General features: G+C 67.6%; 18 protein-coding genes. 8 read left to right on the top strand and 10 right to left on the bottom strand.

Annotated features, from left to right (window positions below):
• Positions 1 to 23 precede the first annotated feature (23 nt).
• Positions 24 to 2,051, top strand: a complete 2,028-nt coding sequence (locus RHCRD62_RS11155) for an elongation factor G (RefSeq protein ID WP_050064776.1) — start codon at positions 24 to 26, stop codon at positions 2,049 to 2,051.
• 40 nt (positions 2,052 to 2,091) lie between these two features.
• Here RHCRD62_RS11155 and RHCRD62_RS11150 read toward each other — a convergent pair whose 3' ends face one another.
• From RHCRD62_RS11150 to prfB, 7 genes are all read right to left on the bottom strand, one after another.
• Positions 2,092 to 2,952: a DMT family transporter gene (locus RHCRD62_RS11150; RefSeq protein ID WP_172671049.1), complete on the bottom strand. Its 861-nt coding sequence runs from the start codon at positions 2,950 to 2,952 to the stop codon at positions 2,092 to 2,094.
• Positions 2,953 to 2,968: 16 nt separating this feature from the next.
• A complete protein-coding gene (smpB, locus tag RHCRD62_RS11145) occupies positions 2,969 to 3,445 on the bottom strand; it encodes an SsrA-binding protein SmpB (RefSeq protein ID WP_050064775.1) in 477 nt (158 codons plus the stop codon).
• 143 nt (positions 3,446 to 3,588) lie between these two features.
• Positions 3,589 to 4,494 (bottom strand): permease-like cell division protein FtsX, encoded by a 906-nt coding sequence (ftsX, locus tag RHCRD62_RS11140; RefSeq protein ID WP_050064774.1) that lies wholly within the window; start codon positions 4,492 to 4,494, stop codon positions 3,589 to 3,591.
• Between the two features lie 49 nt (positions 4,495 to 4,543).
• The gene (ftsE, locus tag RHCRD62_RS11135; protein ID WP_050064773.1) at positions 4,544 to 5,233 is read right to left on the bottom strand and encodes a cell division ATP-binding protein FtsE; all 690 of its coding nucleotides are present in this window, start codon (positions 5,231 to 5,233) and stop codon (positions 4,544 to 4,546) included.
• Positions 5,234 to 5,338: 105 nt separating this feature from the next.
• Positions 5,339 to 5,806 (bottom strand): Rv3103c transmembrane domain-containing protein, encoded by a 468-nt coding sequence (locus RHCRD62_RS11130; RefSeq protein WP_050064772.1) that lies wholly within the window; start codon positions 5,804 to 5,806, stop codon positions 5,339 to 5,341.
• Entirely contained in the window at positions 5,803 to 6,696 is an 894-nt protein-coding gene (locus RHCRD62_RS11125; RefSeq protein ID WP_050065223.1) for a mechanosensitive ion channel family protein, read from the bottom strand. Before RHCRD62_RS11125 ends, RHCRD62_RS11130 begins: the two co-directional genes overlap by 4 nt.
• A 15-nt stretch (positions 6,697 to 6,711) precedes the next feature.
• Positions 6,712 to 7,815: a peptide chain release factor 2 gene (gene prfB / locus RHCRD62_RS11120; RefSeq protein WP_050065222.1), complete on the bottom strand. Its 1,104-nt coding sequence runs from the start codon at positions 7,813 to 7,815 to the stop codon at positions 6,712 to 6,714.
• Between the two features lie 143 nt (positions 7,816 to 7,958).
• On the opposite strand from prfB, the gene RHCRD62_RS11115 reads away from it, so the two are divergent.
• From RHCRD62_RS11115 to RHCRD62_RS11085, 7 genes are all read left to right on the top strand, one after another.
• Positions 7,959 to 8,450, top strand: a complete 492-nt coding sequence (locus RHCRD62_RS11115) for a beta-class carbonic anhydrase (protein WP_050064771.1) — start codon at positions 7,959 to 7,961, stop codon at positions 8,448 to 8,450.
• A 291-nt stretch (positions 8,451 to 8,741) separates the two neighbouring features.
• The gene (locus RHCRD62_RS11110) at positions 8,742 to 9,791 is read left to right on the top strand and encodes an ABC transporter substrate-binding protein (protein ID WP_084734203.1); all 1,050 of its coding nucleotides are present in this window, start codon (positions 8,742 to 8,744) and stop codon (positions 9,789 to 9,791) included.
• Complete coding sequence (locus tag RHCRD62_RS11105) at positions 9,788 to 10,615, top strand: ABC transporter permease (RefSeq protein WP_050064769.1); 828 nt, start codon at positions 9,788 to 9,790, stop codon at positions 10,613 to 10,615. Before RHCRD62_RS11110 ends, RHCRD62_RS11105 begins: the two co-directional genes overlap by 4 nt.
• Complete coding sequence (locus tag RHCRD62_RS11100; RefSeq protein WP_050064768.1) at positions 10,615 to 11,415, top strand: ABC transporter permease; 801 nt, start codon at positions 10,615 to 10,617, stop codon at positions 11,413 to 11,415. Before RHCRD62_RS11105 ends, RHCRD62_RS11100 begins: the two co-directional genes overlap by 1 nt.
• Positions 11,415 to 12,455: an ABC transporter ATP-binding protein gene (locus RHCRD62_RS11095; RefSeq protein ID WP_050064767.1), complete on the top strand. Its 1,041-nt coding sequence runs from the start codon at positions 11,415 to 11,417 to the stop codon at positions 12,453 to 12,455. Before RHCRD62_RS11100 ends, RHCRD62_RS11095 begins: the two co-directional genes overlap by 1 nt.
• 68 nt (positions 12,456 to 12,523) lie before the next feature.
• Positions 12,524 to 13,522 (top strand): Lrp/AsnC family transcriptional regulator, encoded by a 999-nt coding sequence (locus RHCRD62_RS11090; protein ID WP_050064766.1) that lies wholly within the window; start codon positions 12,524 to 12,526, stop codon positions 13,520 to 13,522.
• Positions 13,523 to 13,854: 332 nt separating this feature from the next.
• The gene (locus RHCRD62_RS11085) at positions 13,855 to 14,064 is read left to right on the top strand and encodes a hypothetical protein (protein ID WP_050064765.1); all 210 of its coding nucleotides are present in this window, start codon (positions 13,855 to 13,857) and stop codon (positions 14,062 to 14,064) included.
• Positions 14,065 to 14,253: 189 nt separating this feature from the next.
• Here RHCRD62_RS11085 and RHCRD62_RS11080 read toward each other — a convergent pair whose 3' ends face one another.
• The 3 genes from RHCRD62_RS11080 to RHCRD62_RS11070 are packed head-to-tail and all read right to left on the bottom strand — an operon-like array spanning position 14,254 to position 16,995.
• Entirely contained in the window at positions 14,254 to 14,724 is a 471-nt protein-coding gene (locus RHCRD62_RS11080) for a DUF3830 family protein (RefSeq protein ID WP_050064764.1), read from the bottom strand.
• A 41-nt stretch (positions 14,725 to 14,765) separates the two neighbouring features.
• Positions 14,766 to 15,512 (bottom strand): gamma-glutamyl-gamma-aminobutyrate hydrolase family protein, encoded by a 747-nt coding sequence (locus RHCRD62_RS11075; protein ID WP_050064763.1) that lies wholly within the window; start codon positions 15,510 to 15,512, stop codon positions 14,766 to 14,768.
• Positions 15,505 to 16,995: an aldehyde dehydrogenase family protein gene (locus RHCRD62_RS11070; protein WP_084734200.1), complete on the bottom strand. Its 1,491-nt coding sequence runs from the start codon at positions 16,993 to 16,995 to the stop codon at positions 15,505 to 15,507. The genes RHCRD62_RS11075 and RHCRD62_RS11070 overlap by 8 nt, the downstream gene beginning before the upstream one ends.
• Positions 16,996 to 17,125 lie beyond the last annotated feature (130 nt).

Raw genomic sequence — 17,125 nt, 5'->3', positions numbered from 1 at the left:
CAGCCGCCGTGAGGAGGCCCGACGTGGCCGACCGATCATCGTCACGCTCCCCCCGGTCCGCGCCTGCCACCGAGCAGATACGCAACGTCGTCCTCGTCGGCTGCAGCGGGGTCGGAAAGACGACGCTCGCCGAGTCGCTCGCGCTGGCAGCGGGCGCGATCACCAAGGCGGGACGCGTCGTCGACGGCACCACGGTCTCCGACTTCGAGGACATCGAGCACGCACAGCAGCGCTCGGTGCAGTTGTCGGTGCTCCCCCTGGACTGGAACGGCGTCCGGATCAACGTCCTCGACCCGCCCGGGCATCCCGACTTCGACGCGGAACTGCGCGCCGGGATCCGAGCCGCCGACGCCGGGGTGTTCGTGGTGTCCGCGACGGACCCCGTCACCGCGGCCACCCGGGCGCTGTGGCGCGAGGCCGCCGACGCCGGGGTTCCCCGCGCAATCGTGGTGTCCAAACTCGACCAGGCCCGCGAGAGCTTCGACGACATCCTCACCCTGTGCCACGACGCGTTCGGGCTCGGCGCGGACACCCTGCGTGCCGTGTACCAGCCGGTCCTGCGGGACGGCGTCCCCTCCGGGTCCGTCGACCTGCTCACCGGTCGCGGGTACGGCGACACCGACGACGCACCGGACACCGCCGCCGCGCGGGAGAGCCTCGTCGAGGCGATCTCCGGCCTCGACGACACGCTGATGGAGCGGTATCTCGCAGGCGACGACCTCGACACCGACGCACTGTTCGCGGGTCTGCGGCACGAGATCGTCGACTGCACCCTGCATCCCGCGCTTGCCGTCACCGACACCGGATTCGGGACAGCGGAACTCCTCGACCTGATCGCCGGATCGTTCCCCGACCCGACTCACCGCGTCGGCCCCGGACCGGCGGCCGACCCCGACGCCCCGCTGACCGCACAGGTCATCCGGATCGCCGGCGACGCCTACGTCGGCCGGATCAACCTCGTTCGCGTCTACGCGGGAACGCTGCGTCCGGACACGCACGTACAGGTGATCGGCACGGAGGGCGCCGCCGACGACCGGCTGACGACGTTGTCCGGGCCGTTCGGCAAGGCCACACACCCGGTCCCGGAGGCGCAGGCAGGCGACATCGTGTGCGTCCCGAAGATCGCATCCACCCACATCGGGGACACCCTCGCCGACGACCCCGCCGCCGCACCGATGCCACAGTGGCCGTTGCCCGCGGCCCTGCTCCCGATCGGTGTCGAGGCACACAGCAAGACCGACGACGACAAGCTGTCGCAGGCGTTGGCGCGGCTGGTCGTCGAGGATCCGGCCCTGCGGCTCGAGCAGAACCGGCAGACGAATCAGATCGTGTTGTGGTGCACCGGCGAAGCCCATGCCGAGGTCACGCTCGACCGCCTGCGCACCCGGCACGGTGTGCACGTCGACACCGTCCCGTACCGGGTTGCGCTGCGGGAGACGTTCGGGGGTAGTGCAAGCGGCCACGGCCGGCTCGTGAAACAGTCCGGCGGCCATGGCCAGTACGCGATCTGCGACCTCGAGGTCGAGCCGCTGCCCGCGGGTTCCGGATTCGAGTTCGCGGTGAAGATCGTCGGCGGCTCGGTCCCCAAGAACTTCATCCCGTCGGTCGAGAAGGGGGTCCGCACCCAACTCGCGTCGGGCGTCGCGACGGGCAACCCGCTGGTCGACGTGCGGGTCACCCTCGTCGACGGCAAGGCCCACTCGGTGGATTCCTCCGACGCCGCATTCCAGACGGCGGCGGCTCTCGCGCTCAAGGACGCGGCGGAGCACACGGAGATTCGGCTGCTCGAACCGGTCGCGGCGATCCGGGTGATCCTGCCCGACGACTATCTCGGCGCCGTCCTCGGCGACCTGTCCGCCCGGCGAGGTCACGTCCTCGGTACCGAGACGACCGAGCCGGGCACGGCTCTGCTGCGCGCGGAGGTCCCGGAGATCGAACTCGCCCGCTATCCGGTCGACCTGCGATCGCTCACCCACGGCACCGCGGAGTTCGCCCGAGCTCACCTGCGGTACGAGCCGATGCCCACCTCGGTCGCCCGCACCCTGGTGTGAGCGCAACCCCTGAAGAGGTCGGACCGGGCGAGGGCTCCTCTCACCCCACGGCGATCATGGCGACCGCGGCGACGGCGAGCACCATGCCGACCTGCTGCAGCCTGCCGACCCGTTCGCCGAGCATCGTCATCGCCAGCAGCACCGTCGCCGCCGGATACAGCGAACCGATGACCGCGACGAGCGACAGCAGTCCGCCCGAGAACGCGTACATCATCGCGCCGCTCGCGACCACGTCGAGCAGGGCGATCCCGATCGCGAGCCGCGCGACATCGCGCGGCGGCAGCCGGAACTGACCAGCACCGGCCGCGACGGCCCACACGACGACGGTGGCGGCGGCCCGCGACATCGCCAGCGGCCACAGTCCGGGGTCGTCACCGATCCGGTCGAGCCCGATGAACGCCAGCGCGAACGCGAAACCCGAGCCGACCGTCAACCACGCCACCGTCGGCGTGAACCGGGCTCGGTGCCCGTCCACCGCTTCGCCCGCCGTCTCGGGTGTCTCGCGGCTCACCAGCACGACCGCGATCAGCGCGAGCACGATTCCGGTGACGGCGAGCACGCCGGGCCGCTCCCCCGTCGCGAACCCGACGCCGACCGGGATGCCCGCGACCAGGATCGCCGTCAGCGGCGACACCACCGACATGGGTCCGTCGGCGAGCGCCAGGTAGAACCACCAGACGGCGAGGCCTCCCGCGACCCCGGACGCCGCACCCCACAGGACGGCCGACCGCGTCACCTCACCGCCCGCGAACGGCGCGACGGCGAGCACCATGAGCAGTGACACCGGGTAGGAGACGAGCACGACGCGCAGCGCGGCGACGCGCCTCGACGCCAGGCCGCCGATGAAGTCGCTGACCCCGTAGGAGGCTGCCGCGACCAGGGCCAGCAGGACCGAGGTCACGGAAGGGCGATCCGGATCAGCGGCTCATGCCCTTCACGCGCCGGCCGATCTCGCGCGTGACCTCGCGCTCGGCGGTGCGACGCGCGATGTCCTGACGCTTGTCGTAGTCCTGCTTGCCCTTGGCCAGTGCCAGTTCGACCTTGACCTTGCCGTCGCTGAAGTACATCGACAGCGGAATCAGTGTTTGGTTCCCCTCCCGCGACTTGCCGACGAGGCTGTCGATCTCGCGCCGGTGCAGGAGCAGTTTGCGGGTGCGTCGCGGCGAGTGGTTCGTCCAGCTCCCGCTCCCGTACTCGGGGATGTGCAGGCCGCGGAGCCACACCTCGCCGTGGTCGACGGTGGCGAACGCGTCGACGAGCGACGCCTTGCCCTCGCGCAGGCTCTTCACCTCGGTTCCGACGAGAGCGATTCCCGCCTCGACGGTGCTGAGGATGGTGTAGTTGTGCCGCGCCTTACGGTTCGTGGCGATGACCTTCCGGCCCTTTTCCTTCACGTGCGGGCCCTCCGGTCCACGAAAACTCCGGCGACGTCATCGACGCCGGATCTGGCTGTCACCTCCACGATAGTTGCGACAGGGCGTGCGACACCAACTGGTTTTCTCTCGCGCGCGCCGCCCCGTCGCGGTCGTGTGTACACCTATTCCCGGACGTACAGGCGCAGCGTGACGTAGGCGGTCACCGCGGCCATGCCGACACCGACGAACGCGAGGATCGGCGAAACGAGCAGCACGTCGCTGTTGGAGATCCGGGCGACGATGTTCGCGTCGTAGACGTCCGCGAGAACGTCGTCGACGAACATACTCTTCGCGGTGAACAGCGACGCGATGGCGAGGCCCGCACCGACCATCGCCGCCACGACGGCCTCCAGCAGGAACGGCAACTGTGTGTACCAGCGCGTGGCACCGACGAGCCTCATGATGCCGACCTCGGTGCGGCGGGTGTACGCGGCGATCTGAACCATGTTGGCGATCAGCAGGATCGACGCGATCGCCTGGACGACGGCGATGGCGAACGCGGCATTGCGGATACCGCCGAGCACACTGAACAGACGCTCCACCAGGTCGCGCTGGTTGAGCACGCTGTCGACGCCCGGCCTCGTCGCGAACGAGTCCTCGATCACTCCGAATCGGTCGGGGTCGTCGAGCCGCACCTTGAACGACGCGGGCAGAGCCTCCGGGCTCACCATCGACGCGAGTTCGGGCTGATCCTTGAAGACCCGTTCCTTGGCGTCGGCGACCGCGTCCTCACGGTTGAGGTACTGCACCGACACCACCGCGTCGGTGCCTTCGAGGTCCTCGCGCAGTCCGCGGCAGAGGTCCTCGGTGCAGCCGGGATCGGAGGTCGAGACGTCGTCGGTGAGGAAGATCTGCACCTCGACCCGGTCGAGGAAGATCTGCTGCGTCTTACCCGCCATCTGCACGACGAGCAGGCCGCCGCCGAAGAGGGCGAGGGAGATCGCGGTGGTGAGGATCATCGCGATCGTCATGGTGATGTTGCGGCGCAGTCCGGTGAAGACCTCGCTGATGATGAAGCTGGCACGCATCGAAGTGGTGGTCCTTCGTGAGTCGGGGCGGTTTCGGCGGGGCGGGGCGTCAGCGCCCCACGCCGTAGACCCCCCTCGCCTCGTCTCGCACCACGCGGCCGAGGTCGAGTTCGACCACCCGGCGGCGCATCGAGTCGACGATGTGGTTGTCGTGCGTGGCCATCAGGACGGTGGTACCGGTCCGGTTGATCCGTTCGAGCAGCAACATGATGTCGCCGCTCGTGTCGGGGTCGAGGTTGCCGGTGGGCTCGTCGGCGAGCAGGACCAACGGCCGGTTGACGAAGGCGCGTGCGATCGCGACCCGCTGCTGCTCACCGCCCGACAGTTCGTTCGGGAGGCGGTCGGCCTTACCGGACAGGCCGACGAGGTCGAGCACCTCGGGCACCGTCCGGTCGATCATGGCGCGCGGCTTGCCGATGACCTCGAGTGCGAAGGCGACGTTCTCGGCGACGGTCTTGCGGGTGAGCAGACGGAAGTCCTGGAACACGCATCCCATCGACTGCCGCAGCTTCGGCACCCGGCGGGCCGAGAGCTTGTTGACGTGGAATTCGGAGACGTGAATGTCGCCCGACGTGGGGCTCTCCTCCTTGAGGAGCAGACGCATGAACGTGGACTTACCCGAGCCGGACGCCCCGATCAGGAAGACGAACTCACCCTTGTCGATCGACACGTTCACGTTGTCCAACGCCGGCCGCGAGGACGCCTTGTAGGACTTGGACACATTCTCCACGCTGATCACGAGGAGCCAGTCTAGACACGACCCCGGCCGGGCACCGGGCGTCTCCGGGGGCGCGAGTCGCCCATCACCGTGGCTACACCACAGCGAACAGGCACCCGTTCCAAATCAGGGCGTCGCCGAGGTGGTCGGCGGTGTCGCAGTCGGTGCGGCAGGCGTCGTTGTGGTCTCGACCGCAACACCCGGCGGCAGTTCGACGCCGGACGGGACCAGGCCAGGCGGCAGCACGATCAGAGGTGACGCCGTCGGGGTCTCGCTCGTTGCGGTCGTCTCCGGGGTCGTGGTCGAGGTCGGCGGTGTGGTCGTCGGGACGGTGGTGGCCGTCGGCATCTGTTGCGGCGTCGTCTCGACCGGGACCTGGACCACCGTTTGCAACTGCCTTGCCTTCTCCTCTGCCTCGGCGGCCATGAGATAGCTACGCAGCAGCGCGGCCCCGAGGAACGCCACGATCAGCACGACGGTGGACGTGCGGAGGCGTCCGACGTGCTTCGGCCACGTCCACTTCCGGCGACGCTTGGTCCCGGCCTCCTCGTACGCGATCGTCGGGTCCGAGTGGATGTCGTCCGGGCGCGTCATGTCGCGTCTCCCTGGTCCATCGTCAGGTCGGGTCCGATGAAGATGCCTTCCCGGCGCAGCGCGGCGGCAACCCGGATCCGCAGTGCGCGACCCACCTCGAACTGCTTGCCGGGCAGGGTGCGCGCAACCATCCGGATGTTGACGGTGTCGACCTGGATGGACTCGACGCCCATCACGCTCGGCTCGTCGAGGAGCAGCGGTTCGAGGTCGAGGTCCGCGAACGCGTCCCGCCCTACGGATCTGAGGACGTCGTTGACGTGGTTGAGGTCGGCGCCCGCGGGGATCGGCACGTCGACCACGGCGCGGGCCCAGTCCTTCGACAGGTTGACCGCCTTGACGATCTGACCGTTCGGGACGGTGATGACCTCGCCGTCGGACGACCGCAGTCGCGTCACCCGCAGGGTCACGTCCTCGACGGTGCCGGAGGCGTCCTCGCCCGACCCCGTGATCGCGATCTGCACGACGTCACCGAATCCGTACTGCTTCTCCGCGATGATGAAGAACCCGGCGAGGATGTCCTGCACGACCCGCTGCGCGCCGAAGCCGAGTGCGGCGCCGAGCACGGTTGCGGGTGCCACGAGGCTGCCGATCGCGAAGCCGAGCAGTTGCAGCACCTCGATGGATACGAGGGTGTAGACGATGGTAACGAGCACCCAGGTGATGACCTGGGCGAGCGCGTGCCGATGCTTGGTGGCCTCGGACCGGACCAGTGCGTCGCCCTGGCTGTAGTTCAGGTCGATGCGGTCGGTGACGCGGTTTCCCGCCCACGTCAGAAACCTGCCGGCAAGCAGGCCCCCGATCACGTACAGGACGATTTCGAGACCGGTCGACTTCAGCCAGTCGCCGAAGGTGAGATTGGGGAGCCACCCGGCCGCGAGGGTGGCAGACACGACAGAGCCGGACACCTAGTCCTGCTCTCCCCGCATCCGCCAGCGGATGCCGGACTCGATGAATCCGTCGATGTCGCCGTCGAGGACCGCGGACGGGTTGTTGACCTCGTACTCGGTGCGCAGGTCCTTGACCATCTGGTACGGGTGCAGAACGTAGGAGCGCATCTGGTTGCCCCACGAGCTGCCGCCGTCGCCCTTGAGCGCGTCCATCTCGGCCCGCTCCTCCTGACGCTTGCGTTCGAGCAGCTTGGCCTGCAGCACCCGCATCGCGGACACCTTGTTCTGCAGCTGGGACTTCTCGTTCTGACAGGTGACGACGATGCCGGTCGGGATGTGCGTCAGTCGCACGGCCGAGTCGGTGGTGTTGACGGACTGACCACCCGGTCCCGACGAACGGTAGACGTCGACGCGAACGTCGTTCTCGTCGATGTCGATGTGGTCGGTCGTCTCGACGACGGGCAACACCTCGACCTCGGCGAAGGAGGTCTGGCGGCGGCCCTGGTTGTCGAAGGGGCTGATCCGGACGAGGCGGTGGGTGCCCATCTCGATGGAGAGGGTGCCGTACGCGTAGGGGGCCTTCACCGCGAAGGTCGCCGACTTGATGCCCGCCTCTTCCGCGTACGAGGTGTCGTAGACCTCGGTGCCGTAGCCGTGCTTCTCGGCCCAGCGGATGTACATGCGCATCAGCATCTCGGCCCAGTCGGCCGCGTCGACGCCGCCCGCGCCGGCGCGGATGTTGACGAGGGCGTCGCGCTCGTCGTACTCGCCGGAGAGCATCGTCTTGACTTCCATCGCGGCGATGTCCTCGCGGAGCTTGTGCCGCTCGGCGTCGGCATCGGCGACGGCGTCGGGGCCGTCCTCCTCCGCGAGCTCGTACAGCACTTCCATGTCGTCGAGCCGCGACCGCAGGTCCTCGACACGGCGCAGTTCCGCCTGCGCGTGGGAGAGCTGGCTGGTGACCTGCTGCGCGTGTTCCTGGTTGTTCCACAGGTCCGGGTCGGCCGCCTGGTGCTCGAGCTCGTCGATACGGCGGCGCAGCTCCTCGACGTCGAGCACCGTCTCGACGGTGGTCAGAGTGGTGTCGAGCTCGGCGAGGTCAGCGGAAACGTCGGGATGCACGAGAATCAAGGCTACCGGGTCGGACCGACCGACTTGCCGCCCGCCGCCGATCGCTGCCGTCGCGGTGCGCGGAACCCTTGTGCGGATCACGGCCCCGGCGTTCGATGCACGGATCATTCCTGTCCCGACGAACGGAACCGACGATGACTGTCACCGACGACTACCTGAAGAACAACGCCGACTACGCACGCACCTTCACCGGCCCACTTCCCCTGCCTCCGAGCCGCCACGTCGCCGTGGTGGCGTGCATGGACGCCCGCCTCGACGTGTACCGGATCCTCGGATTGAAGGACGGTGAGGCGCACGTGATCCGCAACGCGGGCGGCGTCGTCACCGACGACGAGATCCGGTCCCTCGCGATCAGCCAGCGCCTGCTCGGGACCACCGAGATCATCCTGATCCACCACACGGACTGCGGGATGCTGACATTCACCGACGACGACTTCAAGCGATCCATCCAGGACGAGATCGGCATCAAGCCCGCGTGGGCGGCCGAGGCGTTCGGCGATCTCGACGAGGACGTGCGGCAGTCGCTGCGCCGCATCGAGACCAGCCCGTTCGTGACGGCGACGACGTCGCTGCGCGGCTTCGTCTTCGATGTCGCGACCGGACAGCTGCGAGAGGTGACCGCCTGATCTCGACTCCACCCTCCCCTGCAGCCCGTCGGGCACCGACCAACAGTGTCGGGCCCGACGGGTTGCTCGGTTTCCGGCTCCCGCCCGACGTCGCGGTAACACGACCGAAACAACCATTGGAGGCGAATTAATACAACGGATCACACATAAGTGTCTGGATTCAACGATCCATTGCGTCTATCTGGCGAATATGCAACACTCTCCCCACGGTGTCCCCGATCACACGGACCCACCCCCGTTGCCGTGCCCTCCCCCCAGCACCGCAGCCATATCCCAGAAAGACACAGACAGATGAAACGTCGCCTTGCCATCGCTGCCGTGGCCCTCGCCCTCGGATCGGCTGCCTCTCTGACCGCATGCATGCCGGGGTCGTCGTCCGCCGCCGAACTGGTGGTCACCACATTCGGCGGCGAGTGGGAGAAGAACTTCACCGACGCGGTCGTCAAGCCGTTCGAGGAGGAGAACAACGTCACGATCAAGCAGGTGACGCTGTACAGCTCCGATGCCCTCGCCCAGCTCCAGGCACAGAAGTCGAGCCCGCAGATCGACGTCGTGTTCTTCTCTGGCGGCCAGGAGAAGGTCGCTGCGGACGAGGGCCTCCTCGCTCCGATCGATCCGGCCGACCTCACGAACGCCCCTGATCTGATCGACCAGGCGACGAGCGAACTCGCCAACGGCCAGGGACCTGTCGTCCAGGTCAGCCCGATGGGCCTGATCTACCGCACCGACAAGCTCGACCAGCCGACCTCGTGGAACGACGCGTTCAAGCCGGAGTACCGGCAGCACGTCGCCTTCACGGACCTGTCCAACAGCTACGGCACGCTCGGCATGCTGATGATCAACCAGACCCGCGGTGGGACGATCGACGACGTCACGCCCGGCATCGACGCGATCGGTCAGTCCGTCCGCGCCGGTGACTCGATCGTCACGAAGACCTCGTCGGATCTGCAGCAGGCGTTCTCCGCCCGCGACATTTGGCTGGCGCCGTACTCGCAGGACTACGCCGAGACACTGCGCAAGGCCGGCCAGCCGGTCGGATTCACCATGCCGAGCGAGGGCACCACCGGGTCGTTCATCACCGCCAATGCCGTTGCCGGACGCTCGAACACGGATCTGGCGACGAAGTTCATCGACTACGCACTCGGAGTCGGTGCGCAGGAGAAGTTCGTCACAGGCATGGCGTACTCCCCGGTGAACACCAAGGTCGCCGTGCCCGCCGACCTGCAGTCGAAGATCCTGGCCGGTCCGACCCTCGCCAAGCTGACCCGGTTCGACGCCGCCGACCTGACGTCACGCTCCGCCGAGTGGCAGAAGCAGTGGCAGGAGCAGATCACACGATGAGGAAGCGCTCGGTCGAACCGTGGCTGCTGATCCTGCCACTGGTCGCGTTGCTTCTCATCGCATTCGTGATCCCCGTGGTGCGAACGCTTCTCGCGAGCTTGACGACGGAGGACTCGGGATTCACCTTCGAGAACTTCTCCAGGTTCTTCGGATCCACCGTCTCGATCGGTGCGTCCGAGCGGTCACTGAGGATGGCGTTCATCCAGACGATCATCTCCGTCCTCATCGCGGTTCCGCTCGCGTACATCATGGCGGGACTGTCGGCGAAGGCGCGGGCGTTCATGATGATCGCCACGATCCTGCCGTTGATGACGAGCGTCGTGATCCGCACGTTCGGCTGGGTGATCCTCATGGGCCCCTCGGGTCCCCTGGCGAAGATTCCGGGATTCCTGGAACTCAGCCAGGCCCGGCAGGGCCTGCTCGGCACCGAACTCGGCGTGAACATCTCGATGGTCCAGGTCCTGGTCCCGTTCGCGGTGCTGTCGGTCCTCGGTGTCGTCAACGGGATCGACGTGCGCCTGCGTGAGGCATCCCGGACGATGGGCGCCGGCTTCCTCGGCACGTTCCGGCACGTGGTCCTTCCGCTGGCACTTCCGGGAATCGTCTCGGGCGCGACGCTGTGCTTCGCACTGTCGATCAGCTCGTTCATCACGCCGAACCTGATCGGCGGGGCGCAGCTCCCGGTGATCGCCGGCTTCATCTACCACGATGCAACGGTCAGCAACGACATCCCCTTCGCGGCCACGCAGGCCGTGCTGATCCTGGTGGTCGTCGTCGTCACGATCGCTGCGACGAATCGAATTGCGAACGCGAGGATGAAATAGTGGTCGGCTCGACTCCCCTCCCGCTGAAGATCGCGGGCAGAGTTTTCCTGGTCCTCGTCGCGCTGTTCATGCTGGCCCCGCTCGCCGTCGTGGTCGGTGCCTCGTTCACGTCCGAGCAGTTCCTCGCCTTCCCGCCAACGGGTTTCAGCCTGGAGTGGTTCACCAGCGCGGTCGAGGACACGACGTACACGTACCCGTTCGTGTTCAGCCTCCAGATCGCCCTGATGACCGCCTTCGGCGCCGCGACGCTCGGGACGCTGTTCGCGATCGGTATCGCTCGGCACAAGGTGCCCGGCGCGGCGGCGTTGCAGTCGTTCGCGTTGTCACCGCTCACCATGCCGAGCATCATCTTCGCGATCGGCATCCTCCAGACGGTGTCCGTGCTGCTCGGCGGATCCTCCGCGGCGGTTCTGATCGTCGCCCACATCGTCATCACCGTCCCGTACGTGGTGCGCACCGTGCTCGGCGTCATCGCCCGGTCGGACGGGTCCACCGAGGAGGCGGTGCGGGTGATGGGTGCACGGTGGTGGCAGCGCTACTGGCACGTCCTGCTGCCGATGTGCCGACCCGGCATCATCGCGGGCGCATTCCTGGCCTTCATCGTGTCGTTCGACGACGCGGTCGTCGCACTGTTCCTGCGCACCCCCCAGCTTCAGACACTGCCCCTCGCCATCTACGGGCAACTCGAGTTCAGCGCGTCTCCGACGGTGGCAGCGGTGTCGACTCTGTCCATGGCGCTCACCGCGATAGCAATCCTGGCGATCGAGAAGATCGTCGGTCTCGGAAAGGTCTTCAGCTGATGGCTGATCTCACCATTGCCAACGTGCACAAGGCGTTCGACGACGTGGAGGTGCTCAAGGGCATCGACATCCAAGCGAAGTCGGGCAGCTTCGTCTCACTGCTCGGCGCGAGCGGTTGCGGAAAGTCGACGCTCCTGCGCTGCATCGCGGGTCTGGAGACCGTGAACTCGGGAACCATCTCCGTCGGCGGCGACGACGTCACCGACCTCGCGCCCGAGGACCGGCGACTGAGCATGATGTTCCAGAGCTACGCCCTCCTGCCGCACATGAGCGTGCTCGAGAACGTGCGCTTCCCACTGCGGATGCGGGGGAAGACCTACGGGACCCGGGCCGAGCAACGCGACCTCGCCGTGCGCGCACTCGAGCAGGTCCAGATGGACCACCTGGCGTCCCGGATGCCGCGACAACTGTCCGGTGGCCAGCAGCAGCGCGTCGCACTGGCCCGCGCCATCGTCGGCGGCCCGCGGCTGATCCTGCTCGATGAGCCGTTGTCGAACCTGGACGCCCGCCTGCGGGAGGACATGCAGGTCGAACTCGTGTCGCTGCAGCGCAGCCTCGGGGTGACCACGATCTTCGTCACCCATGATCAGGACGAGGCACTGAGCATGTCCGACCAGATCGTGCTGATGCGGGGCGGAGTCGTCGAGCAGTCCGGCGCCCCCGAGGACATCTACGCCAATCCGTCGACCCGCTACGCGGCCGACTTCATGGGTGCCGCGAACCTCCTCGAGGTGACCGCGACCGGCGACAGTCGTGCCTCGCTCGGCACCGCGTCGGTCCCGATCCCCGCGGTCGCCGACGGGAACGCCCTGCTCATGGTCAGACAGGAGGATGTGCGGGTCGGTGCACCGGAGCACCGCGACGCGACACTCACCGCGGTGGTGAAGTCGCGGGTCTTCCGGGGCAGCGAACTGCTGCTCGTCCTGGAGGCGGCGGGGCAGGAACTGCGGGCCGTGGTGCCGACCTCGACCGTCGCTGAACCGGACACCGAGGTGATTGTGTCCTGGCACAGCGATCAGAGCCGTATCCTGCCGAGGTAGTCGCGACAGATGGAGAGTCCTGCACAGTTCACATGTCGCAGAAGAGTTGTCGGGTGAGGACGAGACGGATGAACCAGAAGGGCAACGACACCGGTGATGCCGCCGATCGGCTGATCGCGAGCGCATTGCAGGTGAACGGCCGCGCCTCGTGGGAGGCGATCGGCCGGATCATCGACGTGCCGTCACGCACCGTGATGCGACGCGGACAGCACCTGCTCGACACGGGCCGGGTGCATGTGTCGACCTACGTCGATGCCACCAAGCTGCTTCACGCCCGCGGGGTCCTGGTCCGGGTCGGCGCCGAGATCGACCGGGTCACCGAGGTAGCCGAGCACATCGCTGCGCTGCCCGGGGCGTCGTCGGTGTCGATCCTGGAGGGTTCCGGTGACGTGGTCGCACTGGTGCTCGTCGAGAGCCCGCAGGTCCATCGCGACCTTCTGCTCGGCACGCTGCCGGCGATTCCGGGGCTGCGCTCGTTCGACGTCGGCACCGTCCTGCGGTCGTACCTGATCGGCCTGGACTGGCACGCTGGAATCCTTCCCGAGGACCAGGTCCACGCCCTTCTCGAGTCGGCGCCCTGGCGCAGCGCAGACTCGGACACGACGCCGGTGGTCCTCGACGCGGTCGACCAGAAGCTGATCGACCAGTTGAGCACCGACGGCCGCGCGTCCTACGCGATGCTCGCTCAAGACGCGGGTGTCAACGCGCAGACGGTCCGCCGCCGGCTCGACACCCTGTTCAGCGTCGGCGTGCTGCGGGTGCGCACCGAGGTCGCTCCCGAGTACTTCGGCTTTCGGGTCGAGGCGATGCTCTGGTTGCACATCCGCGGCGGCGACACAGAGAGCATCGGCAACTCCCTCGCGTCGCATCCCGCGGTCCGCTACTGCGCGGCCATCACCGGGCAGTCGGGCCTGTTGGTCGACGGTCTCTTCGTCGACGAGGAGTCGCTCTTCGACTTCCAGAACGATGTGATAGGCGCCTTTCCCACGGTGGAGATCGCGGAATCGCGCGTCGTGCTCAAGGCCGTGCGTCGCGGCCCGCTGTTCGTCGGTACCCCGGCGCCCTGACCGGGCGCCGGGGCTCCGGCAGCGCCCCTGCCACGCGACCGGTGTGGTCGTGCTTCACCCGCGACAAGGACCTCGCCGAACGAGTCGGACTGCGCGCACCCACTGTGCGGCCGCAGGCCCGTCGCGCAACGCGACGGCCTGGTCGGAAGTCGCAGCACGCGTCGAGGTTCCGGTCGTCCAGGTCGGCGACACCTGTCGAGATCTCGGGCCGCCTCGGTCTGTGCCGTCACTGACCTGACAGAACGGTCCGGCGCCCGGAGACGTCCTTGCGGCGACGGGTCTGCACGAGGGACGCGTCGCCGCGCATCCGGCGTCGACAGGCACGTCCTCGAGTGGCACCGCGCCCCAGCTCACGGGCCGAGTCCGGGATCGACTCCTGGCCCGGCACCACATTCCCCGAGCTCGCTCGGATCGCGGCGACCGTCGGGGAGGCGCAGGACGAAGGCGGGATCACCCTGGTGAAGGCGTACACGATCGCTGCGGCGCTGCGTGCGCTCCCCCGCTCAGACCACCGCCGTGGTCTCCGGGCCGCACCTCGATGACGAATGCGTGGCACGAATCTCCGTGTCCTTCCTTCGTGTCGACCGCGGATCCACCGTCGCGACACCCAGACACGCCGACGTCGACACCTCACCGTCCCCCGGAGCGTCGCCGACACCCTGGAACGACGAATCCCCGCTCACCGACGACAGTGGCGGCGAGCGGGGATTCGAGCCCGGGGTGGGATCCGGTCAGACGCGACCGATGGTGAGCTTCTTGATCCCGGTGATGCGGATGTCCGCGGACGCCTTGGCGAATTCCGCGAGCCCCTCGGTGACGGTGGCGAACACGTTGACCGGGGTCCAGCCCAGCGGTCCGAACGTACGCACACCGGGGGCGTAGCAGACGCCGACCTCGTACCACTCGAACGGCAGACCACCCATCTGCATGGGACGCTGGTAGTACCAGAGGACGTCGCCGACGCCCGGGATGACCTGCTGGTTCTCGAAGGGCACGGCCTCCGGATCGAAGTTCTGCGCCTCTTCCGGAAGTCCGGTCATGACCTCGGGTCCGGCGTACATCGCGTGCATCGCGTCGACGGTGACCGGCTTCGCGAGCGCGTTCCACAGCGCATCACAAGTCTTGGGTGCGAGGTCGAGATGCATCGTGGCGATGGCGCGCGGGCCGTTCTCGTACTCGAAGAAGAGCTTCTGCTCGCTCATGTGTTCCATACCTTCTCTAGGGGGTTCAGGGTCTGGGGTGGTCAGAATCCGGTGTCGGCGTCGACGCGATAGCGCTCGATCGCATCGACGAACGGCCGTACGAGATCCATCTGTTCGTCGAACTCACTTGTCCCGCACATTTTCTCGGGATGCCACTGGACACCAGCGGCGTACCAGTCGGTGGTGGACTCGATCGCCTCGATCGTGCCGTCCGGGGCCGTAGCGCTGACGCGGAACCCATCCGGACACCGCGAAACAGCTTGCTGATGAATCGAATTGACCTTCAGGACGACCGGGCCGGCACTGTTTCGGGGATCGTCGACGACGATGTCATGGCGATGATCGAGCTGAGTTTCGGGTGGGAGACCGTACGGGTGCTGATCACGGGACGCGGGAAGGTCCACCACGCGGCTGCCGTGCATCGCGGCGAGCAGTTGCATGCCGCGGCAGATTCCGAAGACGGGCAGGCCGCGCTTGCGTGCCGCGGCGACGAGCGCGTGCTCGGTGCGGTCGCGGATGCCGGCATCGGTCGGTGGCCCGGCGCCCTCGCCCCCCGCGATCCATCCGCCCACGTCCTCGCCACCCGTCAGAACCAGGCCGGACACGTGCGACAGCAGTGTGTCGGCGTCGCTCTCGGTGCAGTCGGGGACGAGCACGACCGACACCCCCAGCGATGCGAAGAAGCGGACGTACTCGGTGCCGACGGTGAAGAGATCGGTGCTGTCGCCGAGATAGGTCGGAAGTTCGCGACGCCACACAGTCATCGCGATCACGGGACGCTCAGCCATCGAGCCTCATCCACACGGACTTCGTGTCGGTGTACTTGTGCAGTGCGTCGGCACCCTTGTCGCGTCCGAAGCCACTTTCCTTGATTCCGCCGAACGGGAGTCGCATGTCGCCCTCCTCATAACAGTTGACCCAGACCACCCCCGCTCGCAGCGCGCGAGTGACGCGGTGGATGGCCGCGACGTCCCGCCCCCAGACTCCGGCCGCCAGGCCGTACCGAGTTCCGTTGGCGACGCTGATCGCCTCGTCCTCGCTGGCGACCCGAATGACGGAGAGCACGGGGCCGAAAACCTCGTCCTGTGCGATCCGGGTTTCGGGTCGGACGTGATCCAGCACGACCGGCGCGAAGTAGGCACCGCCCTCGAGTCCGGGCACTACTGCGCGCCGGGAGCTCCCCGCGGCCAGCGTCGCACCCTGCTCGAGGGCGTCGGCCACCTTCTCCTCGATCCCGGCGAGCGCATCGAGGCCGACGATCGCACCGAACCCGGTGGCCGGATCGAGCGGATCCGCCGGCTGCAATGCGGCCGCGACCTCGCAGGCGACGGCGACGGCCTCGTCGGCATGCTCGTCGAGAACGATCAGCCGCGACGAGGCGCTGCACATCTGTCCCTGGTTGAAGAAGGCGTTCTCCGCTGCACTCGTCGCCGCCGCGCGTACGTCGGCGTCGCGCAGCACCACCGTGGCGGACTTCCCTCCGAGTTCGGGCCACACCCGCTTGCCGTTCGACTCGGCGCTGTAGTTCATGAATGCCCGCCCGGTCGCCGGCGATCCGGTGAAGGTCACCACGTCCACGTCGGGGTGTCGCCCCAGTGCTTGACCCGCTTCACGCCCCAGTCCGTTGACGACGTTGAGGATGCCGTCCGGCAGTCCGGCTCGACTACCGAGCTCCGCCAGGAGCAGTGCCGAGAAGGGCGTCTGCTCAGCGGGTTTCAGAACCACCGCGTTGCCGGCCAGGAGCGCCGGGGCGAGCTTCCAGACCGTCATGGTGAGCGGGAAGTTCCAGGGCACAACGGCCGCAACGACTCCAGCGGGCTCCTCGACCGAATAGGCGAGCACCGAATCCTCGTGTGCGAGCAGTGCATCCGACCGCTTCCCTGCGAGCTCGCCGTACCATCTCAGACACTTCTCGACCGCTGCGAGTTCCACGTTCAGCGCCTGGGAGACCGGTTTACCCATCTCCAGGGACACGGTCGATGCCAGGTCGCGGGCGCTTTCCGCCACGAGCCCTGCCCACTTCACGAGCACGTCGCCGCGCTCGCGCATGGGCGCGCCGGCCCATCCCGAGGTGTCGAATGCCCGACGAGCGACGGCGACCGCGTGGTCGACGAAGGCCCGGTCCGCGGCGTGCAGGTATCCGATCGTACGTCCGTCACGCGGGGAGACGACGGCCACGCGATCGGCGCCGCCGACGTCCACGAGCCGTCCGCCGACGTAGGCACCCTGACGAAGCTCTATTTCGTGCCGGGCGTCCGGGATGACCGCCATGTAACCGACCTTTCAGTGAACTGGATTCGCAACTTCCGCCAATAACTACGCTTGAGTGTGCACTCTCAGCCAACTTTCGACAAGTCGTAGACTAGATCCGACATCCCAAGCGTGCTGTGAGCGATTTCCG

The sequence above is a fragment of the Rhodococcus sp. RD6.2 genome, from assembly GCF_001040705.1.
In the GTDB taxonomy this organism is placed as follows: Bacteria; Actinomycetota; Actinomycetes; order Mycobacteriales; family Mycobacteriaceae; genus Rhodococcus_G.
The sequence above is the reverse complement of the archived record's forward strand: the minus strand, read 5'-3'. Positions and strand labels throughout refer to the sequence as shown.

Coding starts and splice junctions, on each gene's coding strand:
- ftsX (WP_050064774.1), bottom strand. CDS start 4,494: ATGCGTGCCAGCTTCATCATCAGCGAGGTCTTCACCGGACTGCGCCGC.
- RHCRD62_RS11130 (WP_050064772.1), bottom strand. CDS start 5,806: ATGACGCGCCCGGACGACATCCACTCGGACCCGACGATCGCGTACGAG.
- RHCRD62_RS11115 (WP_050064771.1), top strand. CDS start 7,959: ATGACTGTCACCGACGACTACCTGAAGAACAACGCCGACTACGCACGC.
- RHCRD62_RS11110 (WP_084734203.1), top strand. CDS start 8,742: ATGAAACGTCGCCTTGCCATCGCTGCCGTGGCCCTCGCCCTCGGATCG.
- RHCRD62_RS11105 (WP_050064769.1), top strand. CDS start 9,788: ATGAGGAAGCGCTCGGTCGAACCGTGGCTGCTGATCCTGCCACTGGTC.
- RHCRD62_RS11095 (WP_050064767.1), top strand. CDS start 11,415: ATGGCTGATCTCACCATTGCCAACGTGCACAAGGCGTTCGACGACGTG.
- RHCRD62_RS11090 (WP_050064766.1), top strand. CDS start 12,524: ATGAACCAGAAGGGCAACGACACCGGTGATGCCGCCGATCGGCTGATC.
- RHCRD62_RS11080 (WP_050064764.1), bottom strand. CDS start 14,724: ATGAGCGAGCAGAAGCTCTTCTTCGAGTACGAGAACGGCCCGCGCGCC.
- RHCRD62_RS11075 (WP_050064763.1), bottom strand. CDS start 15,512: ATGGCTGAGCGTCCCGTGATCGCGATGACTGTGTGGCGTCGCGAACTT.
- RHCRD62_RS11070 (WP_084734200.1), bottom strand. CDS start 16,995: ATGGCGGTCATCCCGGACGCCCGGCACGAAATAGAGCTTCGTCAGGGT.